The following is a 23,091-nucleotide window of genomic DNA, read 5'->3' as shown; positions in this document are numbered from 1 at the left end:
ATTGGTTCTTGCCACTCCGCACAGCGATCATCCAGTTCAAGATCTTCATCTGGAAACGCGTGTGGGGCATGGACATCCACCCGACCGCCCGAATTTCGCTCAGCGCGAAGCTCGACCGGACCTATCCTGAGGGGATGCATATCGGGGCCTATTCCACCATTGCCTTTGGGGTAACGATCCTGTCTCACGACACATGCCGATTGATTAAGGTCGATACCCGGATCGGCGCAAACTGCTTCATCGGGGCGCACAGCATCATCTTGCCGGGCGTCACCATCGGCGATCAGAGCATCGTCGCCGCCGGATCGGTGGTGAACCGCGATGTGCCGCCCAACAGCATCGTCGCCGGAAACCCGGCCAAGGTCATCCGGTCGGGCATCGAAACCAATCGCTACGGCGTCCTCAAGGAAGAATATCGCTGATCGCAGCCGTGTAGCGCCGCGCAACAGAGACAAGCGAAAGGCCTGCCATGCCCTACGACACGCTGCGCACCGCATATGAGCGCCTCGGCAATCGCGGTCCCGGGTTCGATATGCTGCGCCTGGTCGCGGCGAGTGCCGTGGTGGTGCACCATGCAATGAAGATCGAACACGACATCGTGCGCGATGACTGGCTGTTCCGGTTTTCGGGCGGCTACACCCAATTGGGTCTGCTGGCGGTGTCGGTGTTCTTCGCGCTCAGCGGTTTCCTGATCACGCCGGGGCTGGTAAAGAGCGGCAACGTGATCGGCTACCTCAGCCGCCGCTTCATGCGGATCATGCCACTGCTCGCGGCGGTGGTGGTGGGCACGGCGCTCGTCGTCGGCCCGTGGTTTTCCGCGCTGCCGGTGGCAGAATATTACAGCAGTCCGGTGACATGGCGCTATCTCAAGACCGTCACCACCTTCCTCAGCCTGCAACTGCCCGGCGTGGTCGACTATGACGGGGGCGACACGATCAACGGGCCGATCTGGACGCTGCATTTCGAATGGGCGTGCTACCTGCTGCTGGCGGGTCTAGCCTGGGTGGGCGTGATGCGGCAGCGCTGGCTGTTTCTGGCGCTCTACGTGGCAGCGCTGGCAGCGCTGTGGTTCGGGCTGGGGCCGATCGCGGCCGACGGCGTTCGCGGCAAGCCGTTCATGTTCCTGTTCCTGTTCGCCTATTTCGGCGCAGGTGTGCTGATCCAGCTGTTCAGCAATGTCGTGCCGTGGTCGCGCACGCTGATGCTGGCGGCGCTGGCGCTGCTGGTGGCGGCATGGGCGACGCCGTTCGACTACCTGATCGCGCCCTTGCTCACTACCTATCTGGTGGTCGGCATCGGCCTGCTGCGCTTTCCCGAGACGCCGCTGACGACGGGCGTCGACCTGTCCTACGGCGTCTACCTCATGCATTCGGTGGTGCTGATGATGCTGATGAACCTCTATCCCTTCACCTCGTGGCTGGCGCTGTTCGCGGTGTGCTGGCCGATCACGCTGGCCCTCGCCTATGCCTCGTGGCGGTGGATCGAGGAACCGGCGCTGGGCCACAAGGAATGGCCGGAACGGATCGCGCGCGGAGTGCTCGCCCGCCTGCGTCCGCGGGCGGAGGCCGGGGCATGAGCGCCGCCCAGCGCCATGTCGCGATCACCGGGGCGAGCGGCGGGATCGGGCAGGCGCTCGCCCGCCAGTTTGCCGCTGACGGGCACCGCGTGTCGGCGATGGGCCGCAATGAATCCGTGCTTGCCGAACTCGCCGCCACTGCCCCAAACATCACCCCGATCACGGTCGATGTCGCCGATGGTGCGTCCTGCGCGGAAGGCTTTGCCGCGGCCGAGGCGGCGCATGGCCCGGTCGAGCATCTGATCGCGGCGGCGGCGGTCTATCCCAAGGCGCACTTCCTCGACCAGACGCCCGAGCATCTGGACGACGTTCTGCGCATCAACGTGGTCGGTGTTGCCAATGCGGTGCGCGCGGTGCTGCCTGCGATGCTGACGCGCAATTACGGGCGGGTGGTGGTGATGGGCTCGCTCGCCGACATGAACCCGCTGCCCGGATCGCTCGCCTATTCGGTGTCCAAGGGCGCGCTCCATTCGCTGGTGCGCGGGATCGCGGGCGAGATCGACCGCGATCGGTACCCGGACGTGCTGGTCAACGAGTTCAGCCCCGGCGCGACCCGCACTGCGATGAGCGATTACGGCCATGCGCCAGAAGAGATCTACGCCATGCTCCTGCCGCTGCTGACCTGCGGGCGCGATGGCCCGCACGGGCGGTTCTTTCAGGAATGGGGCGAGATCCGGCTGGGTGAGAGCTGGAAGGGCGCGCTCAAGCGGATCGTGCTGCGGCGCTGACCGGAGCGGCGCCCTCGGCGGCAATCCCCGGCCACACCGCGCTCGCCGCGACATCGCCGCCGCGCGCGGTGACCTCGGCCCAGAGCTGCTGGTCGAGCGCATAGATCGCGGCAATCCGCTCGCGCAGGGTATCGGGCAAGGCATAGCCTTTTACCTCGCGCGCAAACTGGTTGGCCATCGTATTGAGATCGCGCACTTGGGCCGGGCCCGCATCGCCGCGATAGCGCTGGCCGAGGAAGCCGGCATGGGCCACGGTGCGATAGACCCCGGTGCGCGTCACCTTGCGCGCCAGATCGATCAGCGGGGTGCGCCCCGCACGCGGCTTTGCGCCGCCCTCGTTCCCGCGTCCGGCAGACGCAGGCGTGCGGATACCGCAGCGTGCCTCAATCTGCTGCACGGCGGTTTCGAAGCTTTCGGTCAGGTAGAGATGCGGGTCGACACGCAGGCCCATGTGACGATCGGTGAAGAAGGCGTGCTGCGGCTCGTGATGCGCGTCGAAGAAGTCGTACGCGACCAGCTCGACAAAGGCCTCCATCACCGTGGCGATCGGGGCCTGAGCAAGGCGCATCAGCTCGTGATGGATGTCCTCTTCGATCACCACCCGGTCCTGCCGCCATTCTTCCGTAATCGCGAAATGGGTCATGCGCAGCGCGGTTTCAGGGACCGATGACAGGAAGCGCGATACCGGTTCGCGCAGGAAGGCAACCACCGGGCCCTGATAGTCGTCAAACGCCAGCCAGTCCGCGCATTCGAGCCGGTTTTTGGACTCGGTCGATGCGTTCTTGGAAATCCGCAACAGACCGAGCGCGCGATCCTTGCGCGCCAGCACATATCCGTGCGGGTGGGTGGTGGTCAGGGGCTTTCTGAGCACGCTTTTTCCTGTTCCTGATGGCGAGAGAGGTTACGGCGCGACCCTGCTGCCCTCTTTTGGGGTGATCTTTTTTGCAGTGCAACACCCATCTCGCGCTTGCGGGCATCGGCTGCACCCCTTAGACCAAAAGTGGCTCCCGGAAAGGCCCGCCTCCCATGCTGAACAAGAAAAAAATCGGACGAATGATCCCCTATCCCGTGATCGAAAACGGGCGGAAGGTGATCAATATCGGGCCGCATCGGTGTCAGGTCTGCCAGTCGCCCGTGCGGCGGTTCCGCGACACCGGCTATGGCTTTGAAGTGCTGGAGCGTTTGCAGGTCGTGGGCGGGCTGCGCCGCTTCGCCGACCAGTGCCCGGTGTGCCATTCCAGCTCGCGCGAACGGCTGATCTGGTTCTGGCTGTCGCAGGCGGGGAAGGGCTTCCGCTTCGCGCGTGACATCACGATTGCGCACTTCGCCCCCGAAAAGGGCCTGACGCGGCGAATCAGCGAAGCCGCGCCGAAGAACTACACCGCCTATGATTTCGAGCCTTCGCGCTACCGCCATATCGACACGGTCGAACAGGCCGACCTGTCGGCGCTGCCGATGGCGGATGACAGCGTCGATCTGCTGATCTGCAACCACGTGCTCGAACACGTGCCCGATGTCGATCTGGCGCTTGCGCAGATCCGCCGTGTGCTCAAGCCCGGCGGGACCGCGATCCTGCAGGTGCCACTGGCGCTGAAGCTGGAGCAGTCGATCGAATTGCCGCTCGATTCCACCGGAGAGGAGCGCATCCGGATCGTCGGCCAGGACGATCACCTGCGCCTGTTCACCCCGGCCGACTATCTCGCCGCGCTCGAGCGCGCAGACTTCGATGTCGAGCGCTATGACGCCTTCGAGGATGACGATGCGGCGGCGACCGCCTGGATGCTCGACCCCTTCGAGCTGCTCTATCTCTGCCACAAGTAAGCGTGGAATGAGGAGGTGACGGCGGCCGCCCGGGGGGCAAGCCGCCGCGATCCTCAGTCCTGCAGCGCTCCGACCGGAGCGCTCAGCACCAGCGCCTGATAATCAGGGTCGAGCCGGGCTATGGGCGCTGCCGCCGTGGCTGCCAATTGTCCTGCGGGCCTAAAGTCGCCGCCGAGCGCATTGGCGAACTTGGTGAGATAGCTTCCCCCGATCACCGTGCCGGTTGAACCGGCCGGGGCGGTGTAGCCGGCATCGATGACGTTGTTCCTGATCTTCACGTCGGTATCCGCCGCGCCCTGCCACAGGATGTTCAGCATCGCGTTGTTGGCGACGAGGCAATAGCGGTCGGGCTGATAGGCCGGGTTGTCGGTTCGCAAGCGCAGAAGCTGGGTCGGGAACGAGTTGTGCGCGAACACCACATGGCTGTGAACGCTGCGATCGCACTGGCTCGAAACCGAGGTGTAGAGCGCATAGCCGGTGGTCTCCGGCACGTTGGCGAAGGCATTGTCGAGCACGATGAAATCGAGGCACGGGCCAGGTGTCGACGACAGGAAGATGTTCTGCCCCCGCATCGCCCTGCCGCGATTGAAGGCGATAATGCAGTTCTCGGTCAGACCGTTGAAGCGCTGCTGGTAGAAATCGCCGTGCAGATCGAAACAGGTCACGATCGGCAGCATGGTGTTCTTCACATTGCGCGCAGTGAAGCCCGTGCCTTTCAGCCCGGCCAGCGATGCGGCTGCGGCCCGCCGGCTGTTGTCGAGCACAGTCGCGCTCCAGCCGGGCAGGCTGTTGAGCCAGTCGACCACATTCCTGATGTAATACCCTTCGCCAGCCGTCGCAGCATTGTAGGTCGCCGCATCTGCGATTGCCTGCCGCGCTTCGGTGATGCCGACGACGAAATTGGCGGTGTTGCTGCCCCACTTGGCGGTGAAGGTCCGGCTGGTGGCCTCGTTTCCGCCTGTCAACGCAAAGGTCGCGGTGGTCTGGGTGCCGGTATAGGTGACCTGCATCGCGGGCTGATCTTTCAACCAGTCGACCGTCGAATCGAGATCGTCGATGCGGTTGTAGACCACGCAGCGCGCATCCCCGGCGAAATCGTTGAAGGCCCGGGTGGCGCTGCAGCCGCGCACCAGATTGGCCAGATTGCAGCAATCGGGCAGATCGGCGAACGCGACCTCGGTATACCACGGGCTGCCGCGCACCAGAAACCCGAGATCGCGGGTACGCGAGCCTGCCCGCCACAAGGCGCCGCGGCCCGCCGAATTGATAAAGCGGCAACCATCGAACCAATGCTCGCCATCGACATTGGTCTCGCTCCAGATGGCCGACACGTGGCGCATGTCGAAGATGATGTTCTCACCCTTGAAGTGCAGCCGGTTCACACCGGGGCGGAACTGTGCCGCGGGAAGGCTTCCGAGCGCGGGCTTGGCGAAGGTCACCGGTGCGGTGGCGGTGACAGTGCAATAGTTTTCGCCGGCATAGGCAGTCGACGAGCTCATGGTGGCGCTAAGATCCTCGGTCAAAGCCTCGGTGACCGTGATCAGGGTTGCATCATGTCCGGCGCTGCGATGGAAGCTGATCGCGGCGCCGACCGTATGGTAATTGCGCCCCGCCTGCTCGGGCTGCGACGGGCTGACCGTGACCTGCGCATCGAACAGCGTGCTGCGCGGCGAGAAGCGATAGGGCCCGATCACCCGCCGCTGCAACATGGCATCGGCGGGGATCGCCTCGACAAACAGGTTGGCATTGCCCTCGACGCCATCGGGTTTGCGCAGCGTGACCCAATAGGCCAGATAGAGGCGGGTCACGCCGTTGGCGTCGGTCACCCGGTTATAGGTCGGCGCAAGCACATCGCGGGTGGCACCTTCGAAGTGAAAACGCACCCGGTCGATGCCGCCGACGAGGGTCTCCCCGTCGAGCGCAAAGGCAAGCACCCCGACGCGCAGACCATCAGTAAAGCGCTGGTTGGGCGGAACGATCAGCCGCAGCGCGGGCTTGGCGGTGGTGCGCACCGGATCGGTCGGCACCGTTCCGAAGCCGCTCCCAGCAACCCCGGTCCAGCCCGGCGAGGGGAACAGGGTTGCGACTGTCGCTTCCTTCCGATGCGTGCTGGATATGGACTGCGGGCGATAGCGGCCTGACGATGCCCCGATCGGATTGCGGCTCATCAGGCGAGCCCCACGAGATCTTGCGCGGTCGTGCCCGTCGCGAGAATGCGGCGCACCCTGATATCGAGGATGCTCCCCGCAATCGTGTTGCGCAAGGTGACGGGGGCCGCCGCGTTCATCGCCAGCACGACCAGATTGCCGCCGCTGCCGATATAGATCGCCTTGGCATTGACCGGCAGATCGACCGTATCGCTCGGCACGATGGCAAAGCAGTTTCCGGCGGGCGAGGTGAGGCTGTCGGCGGCGTTGGCGAAAGGATCAATGGGCATGGGCGCTCTCCTATTTGGAACAAAACAGAAACGCGGCTAGAGGAAAGCCCACGAGTAGGAAAATGGTTTTCGCGCCTGACCCTGCCAGTGCAAGTATCGGCCTGTTTCGCATTGCAGCAATGACCGGCAAAACTATAAGAGCAACCATGCCAACAGCCCAGCGCCCCATGCCTGCTCCAAGATATAGGCGACCCCCGGTTGCGGCCGGGCGCAAGGCACTGTGGGTCATTCTTCCGGCGCTGTTGCTGTTCTATTCTGCGCTGCTTCCGCCCGAGATCAGGATCAGCGTCGCGGGGCAGACATTCTACCCGCCGCGGTTGGTAGGATTTGGCCTGTTGCCGTGGATGATCTGGCAAATGGTGCGCCAGCCCGTGCGGTTTATCCTTCTGGATTACATGATCTTTTTCTCATGTTTCTGGATGGTCTTCGCCTTCATCGTCTATTACGGCTTCGGTTCGGGGCTGTTGCGTGGGGGGGCGCTGTCGTTCGACGTCCTGATCCCCTACCTGGTGTGCCGCCTGTGCTTTCGCGAATCGCAGCAGTTTCGGCGTTTTCTCGTGTTGGCGACCCCCGGACTGCTGGTCGTTGGTTTGAGTATGATGGCCGAGGCCTTAACTGCGAGGCACTTGGTGCGCCCCGCAGCATCATTGATTTTCGGATCACTGCCAACCTACGAGAACGGTGTGGCCACCGGTGACGGTGAACTGTTCGTCGAGAGCAGGCTCGGCATTCTAAGAGCCATGGGGCCGTTTTCGCACCCCATCCATGCTGGCATGTTTATGGCGAGCTTCCTGCCGCTGTTCGCGCTATCGGGACTGATCAAATGGCCGCGGGGCACCGGGACGGTCGCCTCACTTCTGGCGGTGTTCTCGGCGAGTTCGGCAGCGTTCCTCGCCATTCTGATCGCAGGCTTCCTGCTGATCTTGGAACGCTTGCAGCGGGTCGTGACCATCATGACCTGGCGGCTCAACGTCATCGTCCTATCGTCACTTATGCTGGTCGCGCATCTGACGTCGGAAGGCGGGCTTGTTAATGTGTTAGTGCGCTATACGCTCAACCCGCAAACAGCGCGGTTTCGTCGCCTGATCTGGCGATACGGCACCGCTTCGGTCGAGAAGCACCCGTGGATCGGGATCGGCTTCACTGACTACGAGCGTCTTCCGTGGATGGTGCCCAGCGTCGACAATTACTGGCTGCTGCTGGCGATCCGTTTCGGCCTTGCGCCTGCCGTGCTGATTTTCGTGGTATGCATTGCGGCCATCTGGCTGATTTCCCTGCGCAGCGCGAAGATGCCCGAGATCGAACGGCGCCTGCGCGTTGGCCTTGCCATTTCGCTGTTCGGCCTTGCCCTGCTGGCCTTCACGGTGTCGGTCTATGGCGGCCTGCAGACCTGGTTCTACATGCTGCTGGCAGCGACCGTTTCCATGACCGCAATGAGCAGCGCCGGCATGGCGACGCCCGCGCGGCAGATCATGATGCGTCGCCCCGGGCCGCCGCCGATCGCGCTGGCCCGACCTGCGCTGGCACGTCCGGGCCCGCAGCTGCGCCTGAAGGATTGACCTCCACAATTCAAACTTGCTTACCCGCCATGGCCGCTTATCCTGCACTGCAACATAAGGGGTGCCGCAGTGCTTCCCAAGACACGACACAATCAGGCCAATCCTGACCCCCCGGGGCGCACTAGGGGGACAGGCCCGCCGACCAGAGGAACCACGATTGTCCATGACGCCCGAGCTTTCCGTCATCATCGTCAGCTACAACACGCGCGAGATGACACTGAAGGCGATTGAAACTCTCTACGAGCACGCATCGGATATCGCGATGCAGGTGATCCTATGGGACAATGCCTCGGCAGACGGTTCCGCCGATGCGGTGGCGGAGCGGTTTCCGCAGGTGGAACTGCACCGCTGCCCCGACAATCTCGGCTTTGCGGCGGGCAACAACCGGGCGGCCGAAACCGCGACCGGCGAATGGCTGCTGCTGCTCAATTCGGATACCGAAACCCTGCCAGGCGCGATCCAGAACCTGCTCGCCTTCGCCAAGGCCAATCCGCAGGCGGGTATCGTCGGCGGGCGCACCCTGTTCGGTGACGGGTCGCTCAACGCGACGTCCTGCTTCAACCGCATGACGGTGTGGAGCCTGTTCTGCTATTCGACCTATCTCTCGCAGATCTTCAAGGGCAACCCGCTGTTCGATACTGAACGCGTGACCGGTTCGATGATGGATGAAGTGCGTCAGGTCGACGTCGTGACCGGGTGTTTCTTCCTGCTCAAGACCGAGCTGTGGCGCGAGCTGGGCGGCTTCGATCTGCGCTATTTCATGTATGCCGAAGAGACCGATCTGTGCCTGCGGGCCGGCAAGCTGGGCTATCGGCCAATGGTGACCCCGGCGGCCACCATCATTCACCACGGCGGCGCTTCGGCGATCTCCAGCGCGACCAAGCAGCTTCAGTCCTATCGCGGCAAGGCGACGATCGTGCGCGACCACTTTGGCGCGCTGCGCAAGCGTGCTGCGCTCGCCTTGCTATGGTTCACCGCCTTCAACCGCAATGCCGCCTATGCGCTGTTCGGCCTGCTTGGGAAGGGCGGCAGCAAGCGGGACATGTGGCGCGAGGTGTGGAACAGCCGCCGCAACTGGTTGCAGGGCTATTGAGCCGACCCGCGCCCGGGCGCGTCAGGCATCCAGCGATTGCAACAGACCGGCGGTGAACTTGCCGCCGATATCGGGCAGGCGGAAGCGCTGCGCTTCGGGCGAGGTCTGCCATTCCCGCAGCGCTGCCTTGAGCGAGGCTTCCTCGTCCACCAAGCGCCGCATCGCGGCGGCCAGCGCGGCCGGATCGTTTGGCGGTACCGCGATGGCGAAAGGGCAGTCGTCGAAATAGCCACTGACTGCCTGCCCGGCCGGATAGATGATCGGCAGGCCGGCAAACAGCGCTTCGATAAACACCAGCCCGAAGGTTTCCCGGCGGGAGGGCAGGACAAAACCGGTCGCGGCGTTCATGCGTGCAGCGACGGCCTCGCGCGCCAGCGAACCTTCGAACACCAGGCCGGGTGTGTCCCCCGCGCTCGCTTTGGCGGCGGCGATATCCTCGGCGCTGCCACCGCCGCAGATGGCCAGGGTCAGCGGTGCGCCAGCTATCAAGGCAAGCCGCAAGGCCTCGGCCATGGCGGAGAGGTTCTTGCGAGTGTGGCTCTTGAGGTGAAACACGCTGATCAGGCCGTTGCCACCGGGACGCGGCGGTAGCGGCTCGTCGAGCTCGGTCGGACAGGGAATGATCGCGACCGGCCCGCTCCGCCGCCCGAGTTTCTGCTCGACGGCTGCGCGGGTCCATGGCGCGAAGAAGGTGACCAGCCGGGCATCGTGATAGACCCGGCGCAGCGCAGGCGCGAGATCGGGACGCACCGCCAGGATCTTGGTGTCGGTGTCGCCTTGCACGGTGATCGCATAGGGCACCTGCAGCCGCGTCGCGATACGGCGCACGGCGAGCCCCTCGATCGTCAGCTTGTGGCCCGCGACAAGATCAGGCCCGCGCGGCATGTGGGCGATCTGGCTGGCGATCCGGTCCCCCAGTCGTTCGAGAATGGTGCGATGAAACAGGCCGCGACCCGGTGCCGCATAACCCAGCGCAAGGCCATGATCGAAGGGCACGCCGGTCAGCCCGAGATGGCCTGTCAGCACCGTGCGCACCGCCGCCGCAGGTGACGGGCTGATCCGGTTGAGCGAGATCACCGCGTGGTCGATCTCATCCGCACCATGATCGATCAAGGTGCGGATCACCCGGGTCTTGGCCGGGTCGATCGGATCGGGAAAATCGGCCGAAAGGTTGAGCACCTTGGGCCGCGCGTCATCAGCAAAGCTCGGCAAGGCGATGGTGTCCGGCATCTTGTCGTTCACGATCATCCCGCAACAATGATGGTGGTCAGATGCCGGCCGCGCTCGCCCGCTGGCGCGTCACTTCTTGCCGTATTGATAATACTGGTACTGGTAGGTGTAGTCCGACCCTGCCTCCAGCGCGCGGTACTTGGTCAGCACGCCGCCGAGCACATTGGCGCCGACCGCATGAAGCCGACCGACCGCGGTGCGCGCCTGCGCCAGACTGGTGCGGTTGGCTTCGATCACGAACACGGTGGCGTCCACCACCTTGGCGATTTCCGCCGAATCCGCGAGGCCGAGCATCGGGCTGGAATCGAGGATGACCAGCGAATATTCCTTGCGACATTCGTCGATCAGCTCGCGGAACGCAGCCGAAGAGACCAGTTCTGCCGGGTTCGGCGGGATCCCCGCAACCGACAGCACCGTGAGATTTTCGCGGATGGTCTCGATCTTTGCTGCATCGAAGCTGACGTGGCCCAGCAGGACTTCGGCAAGGCCCGCCGACGGGCGCTCGATATCGAGCAGAGCGTGGACCGACGGCTTGCGCAGATCGGAGTCGATCAACAGCGTCTTGCGCCCGAGCCGGGCAAAAAGCTGCGCGAGGATCAGCGAGGTTGTGCTCTTGCCTTCTGACGCCTGACTGCTGGTGAACTGGATCACCGCCCCGTTGCGCGGAACGGTGTAGTCGATCGTCGCCCTGATCGAGGCATAGGCTTCCATCAGCGTGCTGAACTGGTTGGCCTCCTCGTTCTCCAGATCCTCGTTCTTCACGAAAGGCGTGAGGCCGAGGAAGGTCAGACCCAGTCGATCCTCGATATCCTCGCCGCGGCGGAACTGGTCGACAAAGATTTCACGCACCAGCGCCAAACCACCGGCCAGAGCCAGGCCCAGCACTACCGCGATGATGAGGTTGCCGGACAGGCTCGGCGAAACCGGCGAACGCGGAACCGTGGCGGTGTCGAGCGGGGTGATCGTGCTGCTTTGCAGGTTCGATGCGGTGTTGATCTGGTTGTAGCGATCCAGCAGGCTCTTCAGCTGTTCACGCAGGGCTTCGGCTTCGCGCTCGAGCCCGGTGAACTCGATCTTCTTGTCCTGCTCCACCAGCGCATCGGAGGTGACCGAACCCAGCTCGCGCTGCATCGCCTCTTCCTGCTGGCGGGCGATCTGGAACTGGCTGCGGATCGAGGCCTTCACATCGGCGCCGGTGCGCTCGATCTGCTGGTCGATGAACGACAGGCGCGAACGGATGTCGGCGATGGCCGGGAAGTCGTCATTGTAGCGCTGACGCAGCACCGCAAGGTCGGCGTTGAGCTTGGCACGCTCCTCGGTCAGCCCTTGTACCACGGGGCTGCCGAGCACCTCGGGGATCTGCGAGGCGGGCAGATTGGCGACGGCGCGCCACTTCTGCTCGGCGGCGATCCGGTTGGCGCGCACCGCGGCAAAGGTCTGGTTGACGCTGGCAAGATTGGCGCCGACGATCGTGCTCGATCCGTCTTCGGCGCTGCCCATGGTTTGCTGGGTGACGATGCCGGTGTTGCGGGCATAGGCGTTGGCTGCCAGCTCCGCCTCGTTCAGCCGCCCGCGCACATCTTCGATCTGCTTGAGCAGATAGTCGCGCGCATAGGCATTGCTGTCGAGGCTGCGCCGCACGTCACTCTGCACGAAAGCGGCGGAGTAGGCATTGGCGATTTCAGCTGCGAGCGTCCTGTCTTCCGACATGGCGTTGATCGCAATGATCTGGGTCTGGTCCGGCACCGCAGCCGAAACGCTGCTCTGGAGGATGCCGGCCGCCAGCTTGACCTTGTCTTCTTCCCACTGCGCATCGGTGCGATTGGCCGGGCGGGCCTGATCGATCTCCGCCCCCAGCAGCGCCGTGCGCTTGCCCAAATCAAGCTCGCGCGCGACCTGCTCGGCAAGATTGCGGCTTTGGACGATCGCGATCTGGGTCTGCATGAAGCTGTCGATCTCGCTCGCCGAGAAGATCGACGCTGCGACCTCCTGTCCTTCGACGATGCTGTTGCCCCAGGGCGAGACCCGCACGGTCGCGGTTGCGCTGTAGGTGGGCGGGGTCAGCAGGGTGATCGCGATGCCGCTCATCACCGCCAGCACCATGACGACGGCAATCAGCCAGCGTTGCCGGAACAGCGCTCCGCGAATCCAGGCGACGTCGAATTGCTGACCCTTGGGGCCCTGTTCAGCAAGCGGCCCCGGCAGATATTGATCGACCCAAAGGCTACCGCCATTGGGTTCGGGCGCTTCGATGATGGAGCGTTCGTTCATTCAATCAACATCCATTCTGGCAACGCGGCCCCGTGCCCGGGATAGGGGCAAGGCGCCGCGTGCAAGGTGGCCCGACCCGGGGCCGTTACGTTCAAGCGGGTCAGCGGGTTCCGGCGACGGCAAAGACGCCGAAGGCCGGCAGGGCCTTAAGCAGATCTTCCCAGAACACCGACAGGCCATCGGTGCCCATCACCACCCGGTCGCCCGGCTGGAGCACCGGATCGAGCATCGTGCCCTGACTGACCGCTTGATAATCGAACTTGGCGATCATGATCCCTTCCGGGCTTTCACGGAACACGGCGACCTGATCGATCTTCGCGATGCGCTTCGGCCCTGACGCGAGCGCGACCGCCGACGAAAGGCGTGCACCCGGCTGGAATGAGTAGACACCCGGCTTTTCGACCGCGCCTTCGACCGTCACGAGATGCGAGGCGAAATCGGTGATATTGACGCTGACCATCGGCGACTTGAGGCCGAGCGCCGCGAATCGGCGGGTGAGATCCTGCTCGAACTGCTTGGCGGTCATCCCGGCGGCGGGGATCGAACCGAGCATCGGCAACGACACGTTGCCCTCCACTCCGATTCGAACCGTCTCGGCCGAAAGATCGGGCTCACGGAACACCGAGACCGAAATCTTGTCGGTCGGGCGCAGCAGATACACGTCCGGACGCGCGTAGCTGTAGCCATCCTGCCCCAGATCGCTGCGCGGCTGTGTCACGCTTGCGCCAATCACCGGCTCGGGGGACGAGATACAACCCGATAGTGCCAACATCGTCAGCATCCCCAGCGATGTTCCCAGTCCTGCTTTGTACCTGCGATGCTTCACCAGTCCCTCCTTCAAAGCCCAAATTGGCTTATACCCTCGATTTCTGCGGTGCAACATTATTGCGCCCCCCGCGCGCTATGCATCGGCGACTTGCCTCTTTCGCGCGGTATCAGCATGAGACAGTGGCGCAGCCCCGCAACGGCGCTGCGGTGTTTTCGATTGCCAGCTGCCGGAGCGTGATCTGATGGCCCATGCCGCCCCCTCGATGCTCAGCCTGAGTGCGGCCGGGGTCTATATCGTCGTGGCCACCAGCTGCCTTGTGGCTGCCATTGCTGCGGGCCGTTATCGCCAACCGCCGGCGCACTGGCGCATGTGGAGCGCCATCGCGCTGGTCTTCGGCCTGCTGGTGGCGATGCGATATGCCGGGTTCGAAGACCTGATCCGCGATTCCTTCCGCGACATGCTGCGGGTTGAAGGCGCCTATGCAGAGCGGCGCTCGTTCCAGCGACCGCTTTCGGTGGCGGTGATCTTCGGGGTTTCGGGGCTGTTCGCATGGGGTCTGTGGCGGCAATGGCGCGCGGCGCGGGGACGGCGCAATCTTGCGCTGCTCGCCGCGCAGGCCAGCACGGTCGCGATGGTGATGCTGGTGGGGCTACGGATCGTTTCGCTGCACCAGCTCGATTCCGCGCTCTACGGCCCGCTAAAGCTCAACTGGATCGCCGATCTGGGGGCGAGCCTGATGACCCTTGCTGCGGCGATGATCTATGTCAGGCTGGTGCGCCGGCAGCCGAATCCAGGTCGGCGATAATCTGCGCGATCCGGCGGCTGGCGGTGCCGTCGCCATATGGATTATGCGCCCGCGCCATCGCCTGATAGGCTTGCGCATCATCGAGCAAGCGGCTGGTCTCGGTGACAATCGCAGCCGCATCCGCGCCGACCAGCCTTGCGGTTCCGGCCGCGACGCCCTCAGGCCGCTCGGTCGTGTCGCGCATCACCAGCACCGGCTTGCCGAGCGACGGGGCCTCTTCCTGAATGCCGCCGGAGTCGGTCAGGACGATGTCGGAAGCGGCCATCATGGCAACGAAATCGAGGTAATCCAGCGGCTCGATCAGCGCGATATTGGCAAGTCCGGCGAGCGCCGGTCGCATCACTTCGGCGACATTGGGGTTGGGGTGCAGCGGGTAGATGATCGCCACATCATCGCGCGCGGCGAGCGCTTGCAGGGCCTGCGCGATCGCCTGCATCCCGGCCCCGAAATTCTCGCGCCGGTGAGCGGTCACGGCAATGATCCGCCGCCCGGCGAAGCGTTCCCGCAAGGGCGCGATGGCGGGGGCTAGCGCCGGATCGGCCGCGATGCGCTCCTGTGCGAACAGCAGCGCATCGATCACCGTATTGCCCGTCACATGCACCGCGCTGTCCGGCACGTTCTCGGCCCGCAGCGCGGCAGCGGCGGTCGGCGTGGGGGCGAAGTGCAGATCGGCGATCACGCCGGTGACCTTGCGGTTCACCTCTTCGGGCCAGGGTGAATAGATGTCGCCGCTGCGCAATCCGGCCTCGACATGGCCCACCGGAATGCGCCGGAAATAGCACGCGAGGCTCGCCATCATCGTCGTCAGCGTGTCGCCATGCACCAGCACACGATCGGGCAACAACTGGTCCAAGACCGCACCAAATCGCGCAATGAGCCGCGCCGAAAGTGCATCGAGTGACTGATCCGGCTGCATCAGGTCGAGATCGACATCGGGCACCAGCCCGGCCAGCGACAGCACCGAGTCCAGCAGCTCGCGATGCTGGGCCGTGACCACCACCTTCACATCGAAACGCCCGGTCTCGCGCAGCGCAGCGACCACCGGGAACATCTTGATCGCTTCGGGGCGGGTGCCGAAGGTGACGAGAATGCGGGGTTTCCCGCGCGCGTCACTCATCGGCGGAGCATTCCCCGCGTGTCGAACACCAGCTTGCCCGCAAGGTCGGCGGGGGAGAGGTGTTTGAACGCGGTGTGATCGACCAGCACGACCACAATCTCCGCCTGCCGAAGCCCTGCGTCAAGCGTCACCAGCTCTGCGCCCGTGCCATCGAAGGCCTTGGGCAGCGCGTCGGTGAAGGGCTCGACCACCAGAATGCGATTGCCATGGGTGCGGGCCAGCGCCTCGGCGATTTCGAGCGCGGGGCTTTCGCGGAAGTCGTCGATATCGGGCTTGAAGGCGAGGCCGAGCAGCGCGACCTTGCCGTCTGGCGCAGCGTCGAGCAGCGCGCGGATCTTGCCTTCGGTGTGCACCGCCTTGTGGTCGTTCACCTCGCGCGCGGTCTTCACCAGCCGCGCGGCCGAGGGCGCACCTGCCACAAGGAACCACGGGTCGACCGCGATGCAATGCCCGCCCACACCGGGGCCGGGTTGCAGGATGTTGACGCGCGGGTGACGGTTGGCGAGGCGGATCACTTCCCACACATCCACCCCGATCACGTCGGCGATCATTGAGAGTTCGTTGGCAAAGGCGATGTTGACGTCGCGGAAGGAGTTTTCGACCAGCTTCACCGTCTCGGCCACACGCGCGGTGGTGTAGAGGCAGTCGCCCTTGACGAAGCTGGTGTAGAGCACCGCCGCGCGTTCGGCGCAGGCGGCGGTCACACCGCCGATCACGCGGTCGTTGTGGACGAGTTCGTTGACGATCCGGCCCGGCAAGACCCGCTCGGGGCAATAGGCGAGCGCGATGTCGGCTTCCTCATCGCTGCCGTCCCTGGGCACGACGATGTCCGGGCGCAATTCGCTGATGATTTGCGCCACGCGCTCGGTGGTGCCGACCGGCGAGGTGCTTTCTACGATGACGCAGGCGCCCGGCAGGATCTTGGGCGCGATGGCGCGCGCGGCGGCCTCGACATAGGAAATGTCGGGCGCGTTGTCGGGCCCCAGCGGGGTCGGCACAGCGATCATGTAGAAACTGGCGGTGGGCACTTCGGTCGAAGCGACCAGCGTCTGCGCGGTGATCGCATCATGCACCAGCTTGTCGAGATCGCGCTCCTCGATATGGACGCCGCCGGCATTGACGGTCTCGACCACCTTGGGCGAGACGTCCACGCCGCACACGCTCCAGCCGTAGGAGGCGAGCAGCGCGGCGGTGGGCAGGCCGATATAGCCCAGCCCAATCACCGCGACCTGATGGTCGGGCGCAGGATGGCCGAGAGCCTTGCGCCCAAGCGCGGCGGTGGCATCGAAAGGAGCGTTCATGCGGTCAAAGTCCCGGTTTTCGGGACGGGTGATGGCCGCAAAGCCCTTAAAATCGCGTTAGGCTTGCCGCGATTTTACCATGTGAAGCGGCTTACTTGCCGAGTGCCTGCGTATAGGCGGCGAGCAGCGGGGTGATCTGGTGCTGCCAGTTGAGTTCGCTCACCACGCGCTCGCGGCCATAGGCACCCATGCGGTCGCGCGCGGCTGGATCATCGACCAGCGCGACGATCTTCTCGGCCATGTCGACCGGGTTGTTCGCCTCGGCATAGAGCGAGGCGTCCTGCGCGGAGAACCGCCCCTCGGTGACGTCGAACTGCACCATCGGTTTGCCGAGGCTCATATATTCCATGATCTTGTTCATGGTCGACTTGTCGTTCATCGCGTTGACCCGGTCGGGGTTGACGCCGAGGTCCATGGTCGAGAGCACCTCGAACAGGTCCTGATCGGGCGCGCGGCCGGTGAAGGTGATGAAATCGCCGAGGCCGCGCGCGGCGGTCATGTCCTTCAACTCCGCCAGCGCAGGGCCGCCGCCGACCAGCACGAACTGGATGTCCTCGCGCTGCATTGTGCGCACGATGTGCTCGACCGCGTCGATCAGGAGGTCGATCCCCTCCTGCTCGCCCATCACCCCGACATAGCCGACCATATGCGCGCGGCCATTCTTCCAGCTTTCGACCGGGGGCACGCGCTTGAGCTTGGAGAGGTCAGGGCCGGATCGCACCACGTGAACGCGCTCGGGCGCCATGCCGCCGCGCTCGATGGCGATTTTCCGATAGGAATGGTTGGTGGCGATCGAGACATCCGCCGCCTTGAAGGTCAGCTTCTCGAACAGCACCATCAACTGCCAGAAGAACCCGCGCTTGTCGAACTTGGCTTCGTAAAGCTCGGGATTGATGTCGTGGTGATCGAAGATGTAGCGCACACCGAAGAGCTTGAACGGCAGGGCGACAAGGAAGATCAGATCGGGCGGGTTGCAGCCCTGGATCACGTCGATGCGGCGCTTGCGGTGAATGCGCCATGCCAGCACCGTCTCCCAGAACAGCGCCGCGCCATATTCGGCGAGGAAGCCGATCGCGCCCTTGGCTTCCAGCGGCAGGGGGTGGCGGTGGATCTCGATGCCTTCGATCACTTCGAAGCGGCTTTCGTAGCCCTTGCCGGTCGGACAGATGATCGAGACATGCGCGCCCGCCGCCTTGAGCGTCCGCGCCTCCTGCCACACCCGCCGGTCGAACGGCAGGGGGAGGTTCTCGACCACGATCAGCACATGGCGGCCCTTGAGCGGCTCGCCCTCGATGACGGCGGGGATGCCTTCTTCGGCAGCGATGCTGGCGGGCGCGTTCATCGTCAGGCGATCGCGCTGGTGTCGACGACCTTGGCCTTCTCGACGGCGAGCGTGTCGATCAGCCGGTTGGTGGCGATGATGCGGGCATAATCGCGGCTTTCGGCGACGTCCTTGGTCACCATCAGCCCGTCGATGCGCGGCAGCACCGAATAGGCGTAGCCGAGGTTCTGGCCGACAAGGTTATCGGGCGCGACCTTGGGATCGTAGATGTCGAGATCGTAGCCCGCCTCGAGGAGCTTCCTCGCCATGTCGACCGCCGGGCTTTCGCGCAGGTCATCGGTCTCGAGCTTGAAGGCGAGCCCGACCAGCAGCACCTTGGCACCGGGCTCGATCCCTGCGGTGGCGTGCAGGAACTGGTGGTGCTTGTGCGCTTCGTTCGAACGGATCAGTGCATCCACCAGATGCGTGGCCGAGCCGGTGTCGGCAGCGATATATTGCAGCGCGCGCACATCCTTGGGCAGGCACGATCCACCGAAGGCACCGCCCGGACGGGTGTAATAGGCGCTGAGGTTGAGCTTGGTGTCGCTCTTGAAGATTGCGTGGACCTCCTTGGCCGAGATGCCGAGGTTCTGGCACACCCGCCCGATTTCATTGGCGAAGGCGACCTTGACCGCGTGCCACGAATTATCGACGAACTTGGTGATCTCCGCCTCGCGCAGGCCGACTTCGAAGACCGGCGCTTCGATGCCTTCGTTGAGCTTGGCCATGTTGGCCGACGGCTTCCCGCCCAGCGTGCCGATCACGATCTTGGGGGGATTGAAGAAATCCTCGATCGCCGAGGCTTCGCGCAGGAATTCGGGGTTGTAGACCAGCTCGACCGCACTCTCCGCCGCGTCGCCCAGATGGCTCTGGATGATCGGCCAGATGATGTTCTCGCACGAACCGGGGCGCATGGTCGAACGGTAAGCGAGAGTGAGCGGCGTCTTGCGGTCGGGCTTGATCGCCGCAGCAATCGCACGGGTGACCTGCGCGATGTAGCTCATGTTGTGCGCGCCATCGACGCCGCTTGGCGTGCCGACGCAGACGATGGCGAGGTCGGCATCGTCAAGCTCGTCGGTCAGCCGCGTCACCGCGTTCACTCGGCCATCGGCGTGGGCGGCGGCGATCAGATCGTCGAGACCGGGTTCATAGACCGGCGCGCGGCCTTCGTTGAGGGCTGCGACCTTGGCCTCGCTGACATCGACTCCGATGATCGTGTGCCCCTGGCTGGCGATGCAGCCTGCGGCGGTGGAGCCGACGTAACCGAGTCCAAAAATGGCAACTTTCACAAGATTCCCCCAGAAGGTGCGACCCTCGGCTTGGCGGCGGGACTAGCAAGCACCTTTCGATGTTGCAATGCACAACAGGCCGCACGCCGGTCGTTCGCCGCGCGTCAGTTTCAGCCTGCCAGACTGGCGACCTCTGCCAGCACCCGCTCGGCCCATTCGGGACGGCAGATCAGCAGGTCCGGCATGTATGTGTCGGGCTGATTATAGACCAGCGGGCTGCCGTCGATGCGCGAACAGTGAAGACCGTGCGCGGCGGCGACGGCGACGGGGGCGCAGCTGTCCCATTCATACTGCCCGCCGGAATGGAGATAGACCTCCGCCTCGCCCCGCACCACCGCCATCGCCTTGGCCCCGGCGCTGCCCATCGGCACAAGCTCTCCGCCCAGCACCTCTGCAACGGCATGAGCCTCGGCAGCGGGCCGCGTGCGGCTGACGAGGAAGCGCGGGCGCTCGGCCATCGCAGGCAGGGGCTGCGGCTGGTCGGAGCGCAGGACAAGGCCGCCGCCAAGGCCCGGAAGCGCGACTGCGCCGACCTGCGCGATCCCGTCCACCGCCAGCGCCACATGCACCGCCCAGTCGGCGCGCGCCTCGCCATATTCGCGGGTGCCATCGACCGGATCGACGATCCACACCCGGCTCTGCGCGCAACGCCGCGTGTCGTCCTTTTCCTCCTCCGACAGCAGCCCGTCATCGGGCCGCGCATGGCGGATTGCGTGGCACAGAAATTCGTTGGCGGTCGCGTCGCCCGCCTTGCCGAGCGCCTTGCCGGTGAACACCCCGCTGGTGCGCACATCGACGAGCAGGCGCCCTGCCGTCTCGGCGAGGTGCGCGGCCAGCTCGGCATCGGTCATCGCCGCGATGCTCATTTGAGCGGCAGGATCTGCTGGATGATGTAGCGCGCCGCTTCCTCGGGGGTCATGTCCACGGTGTTGACGCGGATTTCCGGGTTCTCGGGCGCTTCATAGGGGCTGTCGATGCCGGTGAAGTTCTTGAGCTTGCCCTCGCGCGCCTTCTTGTAGAGGCCCTTGACGTCGCGCCCTTCGGCAACCTCCAGCGGGGTGTCAACGAAGATCTCGATGAATTCGCCATCGGGCAGCATGTCGCGCACCATCCGCCGCTCGGCACGGAACGGCGAGATGAAGGCGGTGAGCACGATCAGGCCTGCATCCGCCATCAGCTTGGAGACTTCGCCCACGCGGCGGATGTTCTCGATCCGGTCGGCCTCGGTAAAGCCGAGATCGCGGTTGAGCCCGTGGCGCACGTTGTCGCCATCGAGCAGGAAGGTGTGGCGGTTCATCAGGAACAGCTGTTTTTCGACCTCGTTGGCGATGGTCGACTTGCCGCTGCCCGAAAGTCCGGTGAACCACAGCACGCGCGGCGTCTGGTTTTTCATCCCGGCGTGATCGTCGCGGGTGATTGCGGTCGGCTGCCAGTGGACATTGTCCGCGCGGCGCAGGCTGAATTCGATCATCCCCGCCGCGATGGTCGCGTTGGTGAACTTGTCGATCAGGATGAATCCGCCAAGCTGGCGGTTGACGGCATAGGGCTCGAAGGCGATCGCGCGGTCGGTGGCGAATTCGGCGACGCCGATGCCGTTGAGGCCCAGGGTCTTGGCCGCGAGATGCTCGAGGCTGTTGACGTCGATTTCGTATTCGGGCGGCTGGATGGTGGCGGTGACCATCTGCGTGCCGAGCTTGAGCCAGTAACCCCGGCCCGGCTTCAGCGCTTCTTCGTCCATCCACACCAGCGTGGCGCGGAACTGATCGGAAGCCTGCGGCGGATCGCCTGCCGCCGCGATCAGATCGCCGCGCGAGCAATCGACCTCGTCGGCCAGCGTCAGCGTGACCGACTGGCCCGCGACCGCCTCGTCGAGTTCGGCGTCGAAGCCATCGGTTTTGCCTGCAAAACCGCCACTTGGAACAGCGACGATCGTCTTGACGGTGCTGGTCTTGCCCGAAGGCACGATCCGCACCGCATCGCCGGGGCGCACCGTGCCGCTGGCGATCTGTCCGGCGAACCCGCGGAAGTCGAGATTAGGCCGGTTGACCCACTGCACCGGCATGCGGAACGGCTGCTCTTGCGCAGCCGCCGCATCGACTTCGACGGTTTCAAGGTGCTCGATCAGCGCGGGGCCATCATACCACGGCGTGTTGGCCGAGGGCGCGGTCGTGATGTTGTCGCCCTTGAAGCCCGAGATCGGGATGGCGGTGAAGTCCGCGATCCCGATGCTCTTGGCGAAGGTGCGGTAGTCCGCGACGATATGCTCGAAGGTCGACTGGTCGTAGCCGACGAGATCCATCTTGTTCACCGCCAGCACCACATGCCGGATGCCGAGCAAGTGGACGAGATAGGAATGCCGCCGCGTCTGTTGCAGCACGCCCTTCCTCGCGTCGATCAGGATCACGGCGAGGTCGGCGGTCGAAGCGCCGGTGACCATGTTGCGGGTGTATTGTTCATGCCCCGGCGTATCGGCGACGATGAACTTGCGCTTTTCCGTCGTGAAGAACCGATAGGCGACGTCGATCGTGATGCCCTGCTCGCGTTCGGCGGCGAGACCGTCGACCAGCAGCGCGAAGTCGATCTCCTCGCCCTGCGTGCCGTGGCGCTTGCTGTCGCTTTCAAGCGCGGCGAGCTGATCCTCGAAGATCATCTTGCTGTCGTAAAGCAGCCGCCCGATCAGGGTCGACTTGCCATCATCCACGCTGCCGCAGGTGATAAAGCGCAGCAGGCTCTTGTGCTGGTGCTGGTCGAGATAGGCGTCGATATCCTCGGCAATGAGGCTGTCGGTCTGGAAGCTGGAGGGCGTGTCCATCAGAAATATCCCTCCTGCTTCTTGTCTTCCATGCTCGCCGACTGCCCCTTGTCGATCGCGCGGCCCTGGCGTTCCGAGCCGGTGGCGAGCAGCATTTCCTGAATGATGTGGTTCATCTCGGTCGCGTCGCTTTCCGTCGCGCCGGTCAGCGGGTAGCAGCCCAGCGTGCGGAAGCGGACCGAACGGGTGACGGGCTCCTCGCCTTCTTCCAGCCGGAAGCGTTCGTCGTCCACCACGAGGATCATGCCGTCGCGCTCCACCGTCGGGCGGGGCTTGCTGAAATAGAGCGGCACGATGTCGATGTTTTCGAGCGCGATGTACTGCCAGATGTCGAGCTCGGTCCAGTTCGAGATCGGGAAGACGCGGATGCTTTCGCCCTTGGCCTTCTTGGCGTTGTAGAGGTTCCACAGCTCGGGGCGCTGGTTCTTCGGGTCCCAGCGGTGCGCGGCGTTGCGGAAACTGAAGATGCGCTCCTTCGCGCGGGCCTTTTCCTCGTCGCGCCGCCCGCCGCCGAAGGCTGCGTCAAAGCCGTGGGCGGTCAGCGCGCGCTTGAGTGGATCGGTCAGCTGCGCCTGCGAATAGAGCGCGCTGCCGGTGTCGAAGGGGTTGATCCCCTGCGCCTCGGCATCCTCGTTTTCGGCGATGATCAGCTTCAGCCCGTATTCGCGCACCGTGCGGTCGCGGTGGGCGAGCAGATCGCCGAAGTCCCACCCGCTCGCCACGTGCAGCATCGGGAAGGGCGGCGGCGCGGGATAGAAGGCCTTCCTCGCCAGATGCAGCATCACCGAGCTGTCCTTGCCCACCGAGTAGAGCATGACCGGATTCTCTGCCTCGGCCACGACTTCGCGGAAAATGTGAATGCTCTCGGCTTCGAGCCGCTCGAGGTGGGTAAGACTACGCATGGCGGGGGTTGCTACACGCTGCATTGCACAAAACAAGCAAATTTGGCTTTGCTGAAGGAT

20 protein-coding genes are annotated in these 23,091 nt (G+C 64.5%); 7 read left to right on the top strand and 13 right to left on the bottom strand.

Annotation, left to right across the window (positions count from 1 at the left end):
* Positions 1 to 8: 8 nt before the first annotated feature.
* From BZF59_RS16460 to BZF59_RS01640, 3 genes are read left to right on the top strand one after another with little or no spacing between them, the layout of a single operon-like run.
* A complete protein-coding gene (locus BZF59_RS16460) occupies positions 9 to 422 on the top strand; it encodes an acyltransferase (RefSeq protein ID WP_281251628.1) in 414 nt (137 codons plus the stop codon).
* 47 nt (positions 423 to 469) lie between these two features.
* Positions 470 to 1,576 (top strand): acyltransferase family protein, encoded by a 1,107-nt coding sequence (locus BZF59_RS01645; RefSeq protein ID WP_086606507.1) that lies wholly within the window; start codon positions 470 to 472, stop codon positions 1,574 to 1,576.
* Entirely contained in the window at positions 1,573 to 2,304 is a 732-nt protein-coding gene (locus BZF59_RS01640; protein ID WP_158094245.1) for an SDR family NAD(P)-dependent oxidoreductase, read from the top strand. The genes BZF59_RS01645 and BZF59_RS01640 overlap by 4 nt, the downstream gene beginning before the upstream one ends.
* Here BZF59_RS01640 and BZF59_RS01635 read toward each other — a convergent pair.
* The gene (locus BZF59_RS01635; RefSeq protein ID WP_086606505.1) at positions 2,279 to 3,175 is read right to left on the bottom strand and encodes a hypothetical protein; all 897 of its coding nucleotides are present in this window, start codon (positions 3,173 to 3,175) and stop codon (positions 2,279 to 2,281) included. The two genes, BZF59_RS01640 and BZF59_RS01635, sit on opposite strands and share 26 nt — an antisense overlap.
* 155 nt (positions 3,176 to 3,330) lie before the next feature.
* On the opposite strand from BZF59_RS01635, the gene BZF59_RS01630 reads away from it, so the two are divergent.
* Positions 3,331 to 4,125, top strand: coding sequence for a class I SAM-dependent methyltransferase (locus BZF59_RS01630; RefSeq protein ID WP_086606504.1), 795 nt, complete (start codon positions 3,331 to 3,333; stop codon positions 4,123 to 4,125).
* Between the two features lie 53 nt (positions 4,126 to 4,178).
* Here BZF59_RS01630 and BZF59_RS01625 read toward each other — a convergent pair whose 3' ends face one another.
* Positions 4,179 to 6,293 (bottom strand): hypothetical protein, encoded by a 2,115-nt coding sequence (locus BZF59_RS01625; protein WP_086606503.1) that lies wholly within the window; start codon positions 6,291 to 6,293, stop codon positions 4,179 to 4,181.
* On the bottom strand, positions 6,293 to 6,562 hold the full coding sequence (locus BZF59_RS01620) for a spike base protein, RCAP_Rcc01079 family (RefSeq protein WP_086606502.1): 270 nt from the start codon (positions 6,560 to 6,562) through the stop codon (positions 6,293 to 6,295). Before BZF59_RS01620 ends, BZF59_RS01625 begins: the two co-directional genes overlap by 1 nt.
* Before the next feature lie 119 nt (positions 6,563 to 6,681).
* Here BZF59_RS01620 and BZF59_RS01615 point away from each other — a divergent pair, with 119 nt between their 5' ends.
* Positions 6,682 to 8,121, top strand: a complete 1,440-nt coding sequence (locus BZF59_RS01615) for an O-antigen ligase family protein (RefSeq protein WP_158094244.1) — start codon at positions 6,682 to 6,684, stop codon at positions 8,119 to 8,121.
* Between the two features lie 163 nt (positions 8,122 to 8,284).
* Positions 8,285 to 9,214 carry a glycosyltransferase family 2 protein gene (locus tag BZF59_RS01610; protein WP_086606500.1) on the top strand — a complete coding sequence of 310 codons (930 nt, stop codon included), beginning with the start codon at positions 8,285 to 8,287 and terminating at the stop codon, positions 9,212 to 9,214.
* 21 nt (positions 9,215 to 9,235) lie between these two features.
* Here BZF59_RS01610 and BZF59_RS01605 read toward each other — a convergent pair whose 3' ends face one another.
* From BZF59_RS01605 to BZF59_RS01595, 3 genes are all read right to left on the bottom strand, one after another.
* Entirely contained in the window at positions 9,236 to 10,456 is a 1,221-nt protein-coding gene (locus BZF59_RS01605; RefSeq protein WP_158094243.1) for a glycosyltransferase, read from the bottom strand.
* A gap of 57 nt (positions 10,457 to 10,513) precedes the next feature.
* Positions 10,514 to 12,715: a GumC family protein gene (locus tag BZF59_RS01600; RefSeq protein ID WP_086606498.1), complete on the bottom strand. Its 2,202-nt coding sequence runs from the start codon at positions 12,713 to 12,715 to the stop codon at positions 10,514 to 10,516.
* Positions 12,716 to 12,815: 100 nt separating this feature from the next.
* A complete protein-coding gene (locus tag BZF59_RS01595) occupies positions 12,816 to 13,541 on the bottom strand; it encodes a polysaccharide biosynthesis/export family protein (RefSeq protein ID WP_245805969.1) in 726 nt (241 codons plus the stop codon).
* A gap of 184 nt (positions 13,542 to 13,725) precedes the next feature.
* Between BZF59_RS01595 and BZF59_RS01590 the strand changes: the two genes are divergently transcribed.
* On the top strand, positions 13,726 to 14,289 hold the full coding sequence (locus BZF59_RS01590) for a hypothetical protein (protein ID WP_086606497.1): 564 nt from the start codon (positions 13,726 to 13,728) through the stop codon (positions 14,287 to 14,289).
* Here the strand turns inward: BZF59_RS01590 and wecB are convergent.
* The 7 genes from wecB to cysD form a co-directional block, all read right to left on the bottom strand.
* The gene (wecB, locus tag BZF59_RS01585) at positions 14,249 to 15,406 is read right to left on the bottom strand and encodes a non-hydrolyzing UDP-N-acetylglucosamine 2-epimerase (RefSeq protein WP_086606496.1); all 1,158 of its coding nucleotides are present in this window, start codon (positions 15,404 to 15,406) and stop codon (positions 14,249 to 14,251) included. The two genes, BZF59_RS01590 and wecB, sit on opposite strands and share 41 nt — an antisense overlap.
* Positions 15,403 to 16,707, bottom strand: coding sequence for a UDP-N-acetyl-D-mannosamine dehydrogenase (gene wecC / locus BZF59_RS01580; RefSeq protein WP_245805968.1), 1,305 nt, complete (start codon positions 16,705 to 16,707; stop codon positions 15,403 to 15,405). The genes wecB and wecC overlap by 4 nt, the downstream gene beginning before the upstream one ends.
* A 91-nt stretch (positions 16,708 to 16,798) precedes the next feature.
* Positions 16,799 to 18,049, bottom strand: coding sequence for a glycosyltransferase family 4 protein (locus BZF59_RS01575; RefSeq protein WP_086606495.1), 1,251 nt, complete (start codon positions 18,047 to 18,049; stop codon positions 16,799 to 16,801).
* Between the two features lie 2 nt (positions 18,050 to 18,051).
* Entirely contained in the window at positions 18,052 to 19,317 is a 1,266-nt protein-coding gene (locus BZF59_RS01570) for a nucleotide sugar dehydrogenase (protein ID WP_086606494.1), read from the bottom strand.
* 110 nt (positions 19,318 to 19,427) lie between these two features.
* Positions 19,428 to 20,168, bottom strand: a complete 741-nt coding sequence (locus BZF59_RS01565; protein WP_245805967.1) for a 3'(2'),5'-bisphosphate nucleotidase CysQ — start codon at positions 20,166 to 20,168, stop codon at positions 19,428 to 19,430.
* An 11-nt stretch (positions 20,169 to 20,179) separates the two neighbouring features.
* Complete coding sequence (gene cysN / locus BZF59_RS01560) at positions 20,180 to 22,129, bottom strand: sulfate adenylyltransferase subunit CysN (RefSeq protein ID WP_086606492.1); 1,950 nt, start codon at positions 22,127 to 22,129, stop codon at positions 20,180 to 20,182.
* Positions 22,129 to 23,031: a sulfate adenylyltransferase subunit CysD gene (cysD, locus tag BZF59_RS01555; protein WP_234036199.1), complete on the bottom strand. Its 903-nt coding sequence runs from the start codon at positions 23,029 to 23,031 to the stop codon at positions 22,129 to 22,131. Before cysD ends, cysN begins: the two co-directional genes overlap by 1 nt.
* Between the last annotated feature and the right edge of the window lie 60 nt (positions 23,032 to 23,091).

It is taken from the genome of Erythrobacter donghaensis (assembly GCF_002155425.1).
Taxonomy (GTDB): domain Bacteria; phylum Pseudomonadota; class Alphaproteobacteria; order Sphingomonadales; family Sphingomonadaceae; genus Erythrobacter; species Erythrobacter donghaensis.
The sequence above is the reverse complement of the archived record's forward strand: the minus strand, read 5'-3'. Positions and strand labels throughout refer to the sequence as shown.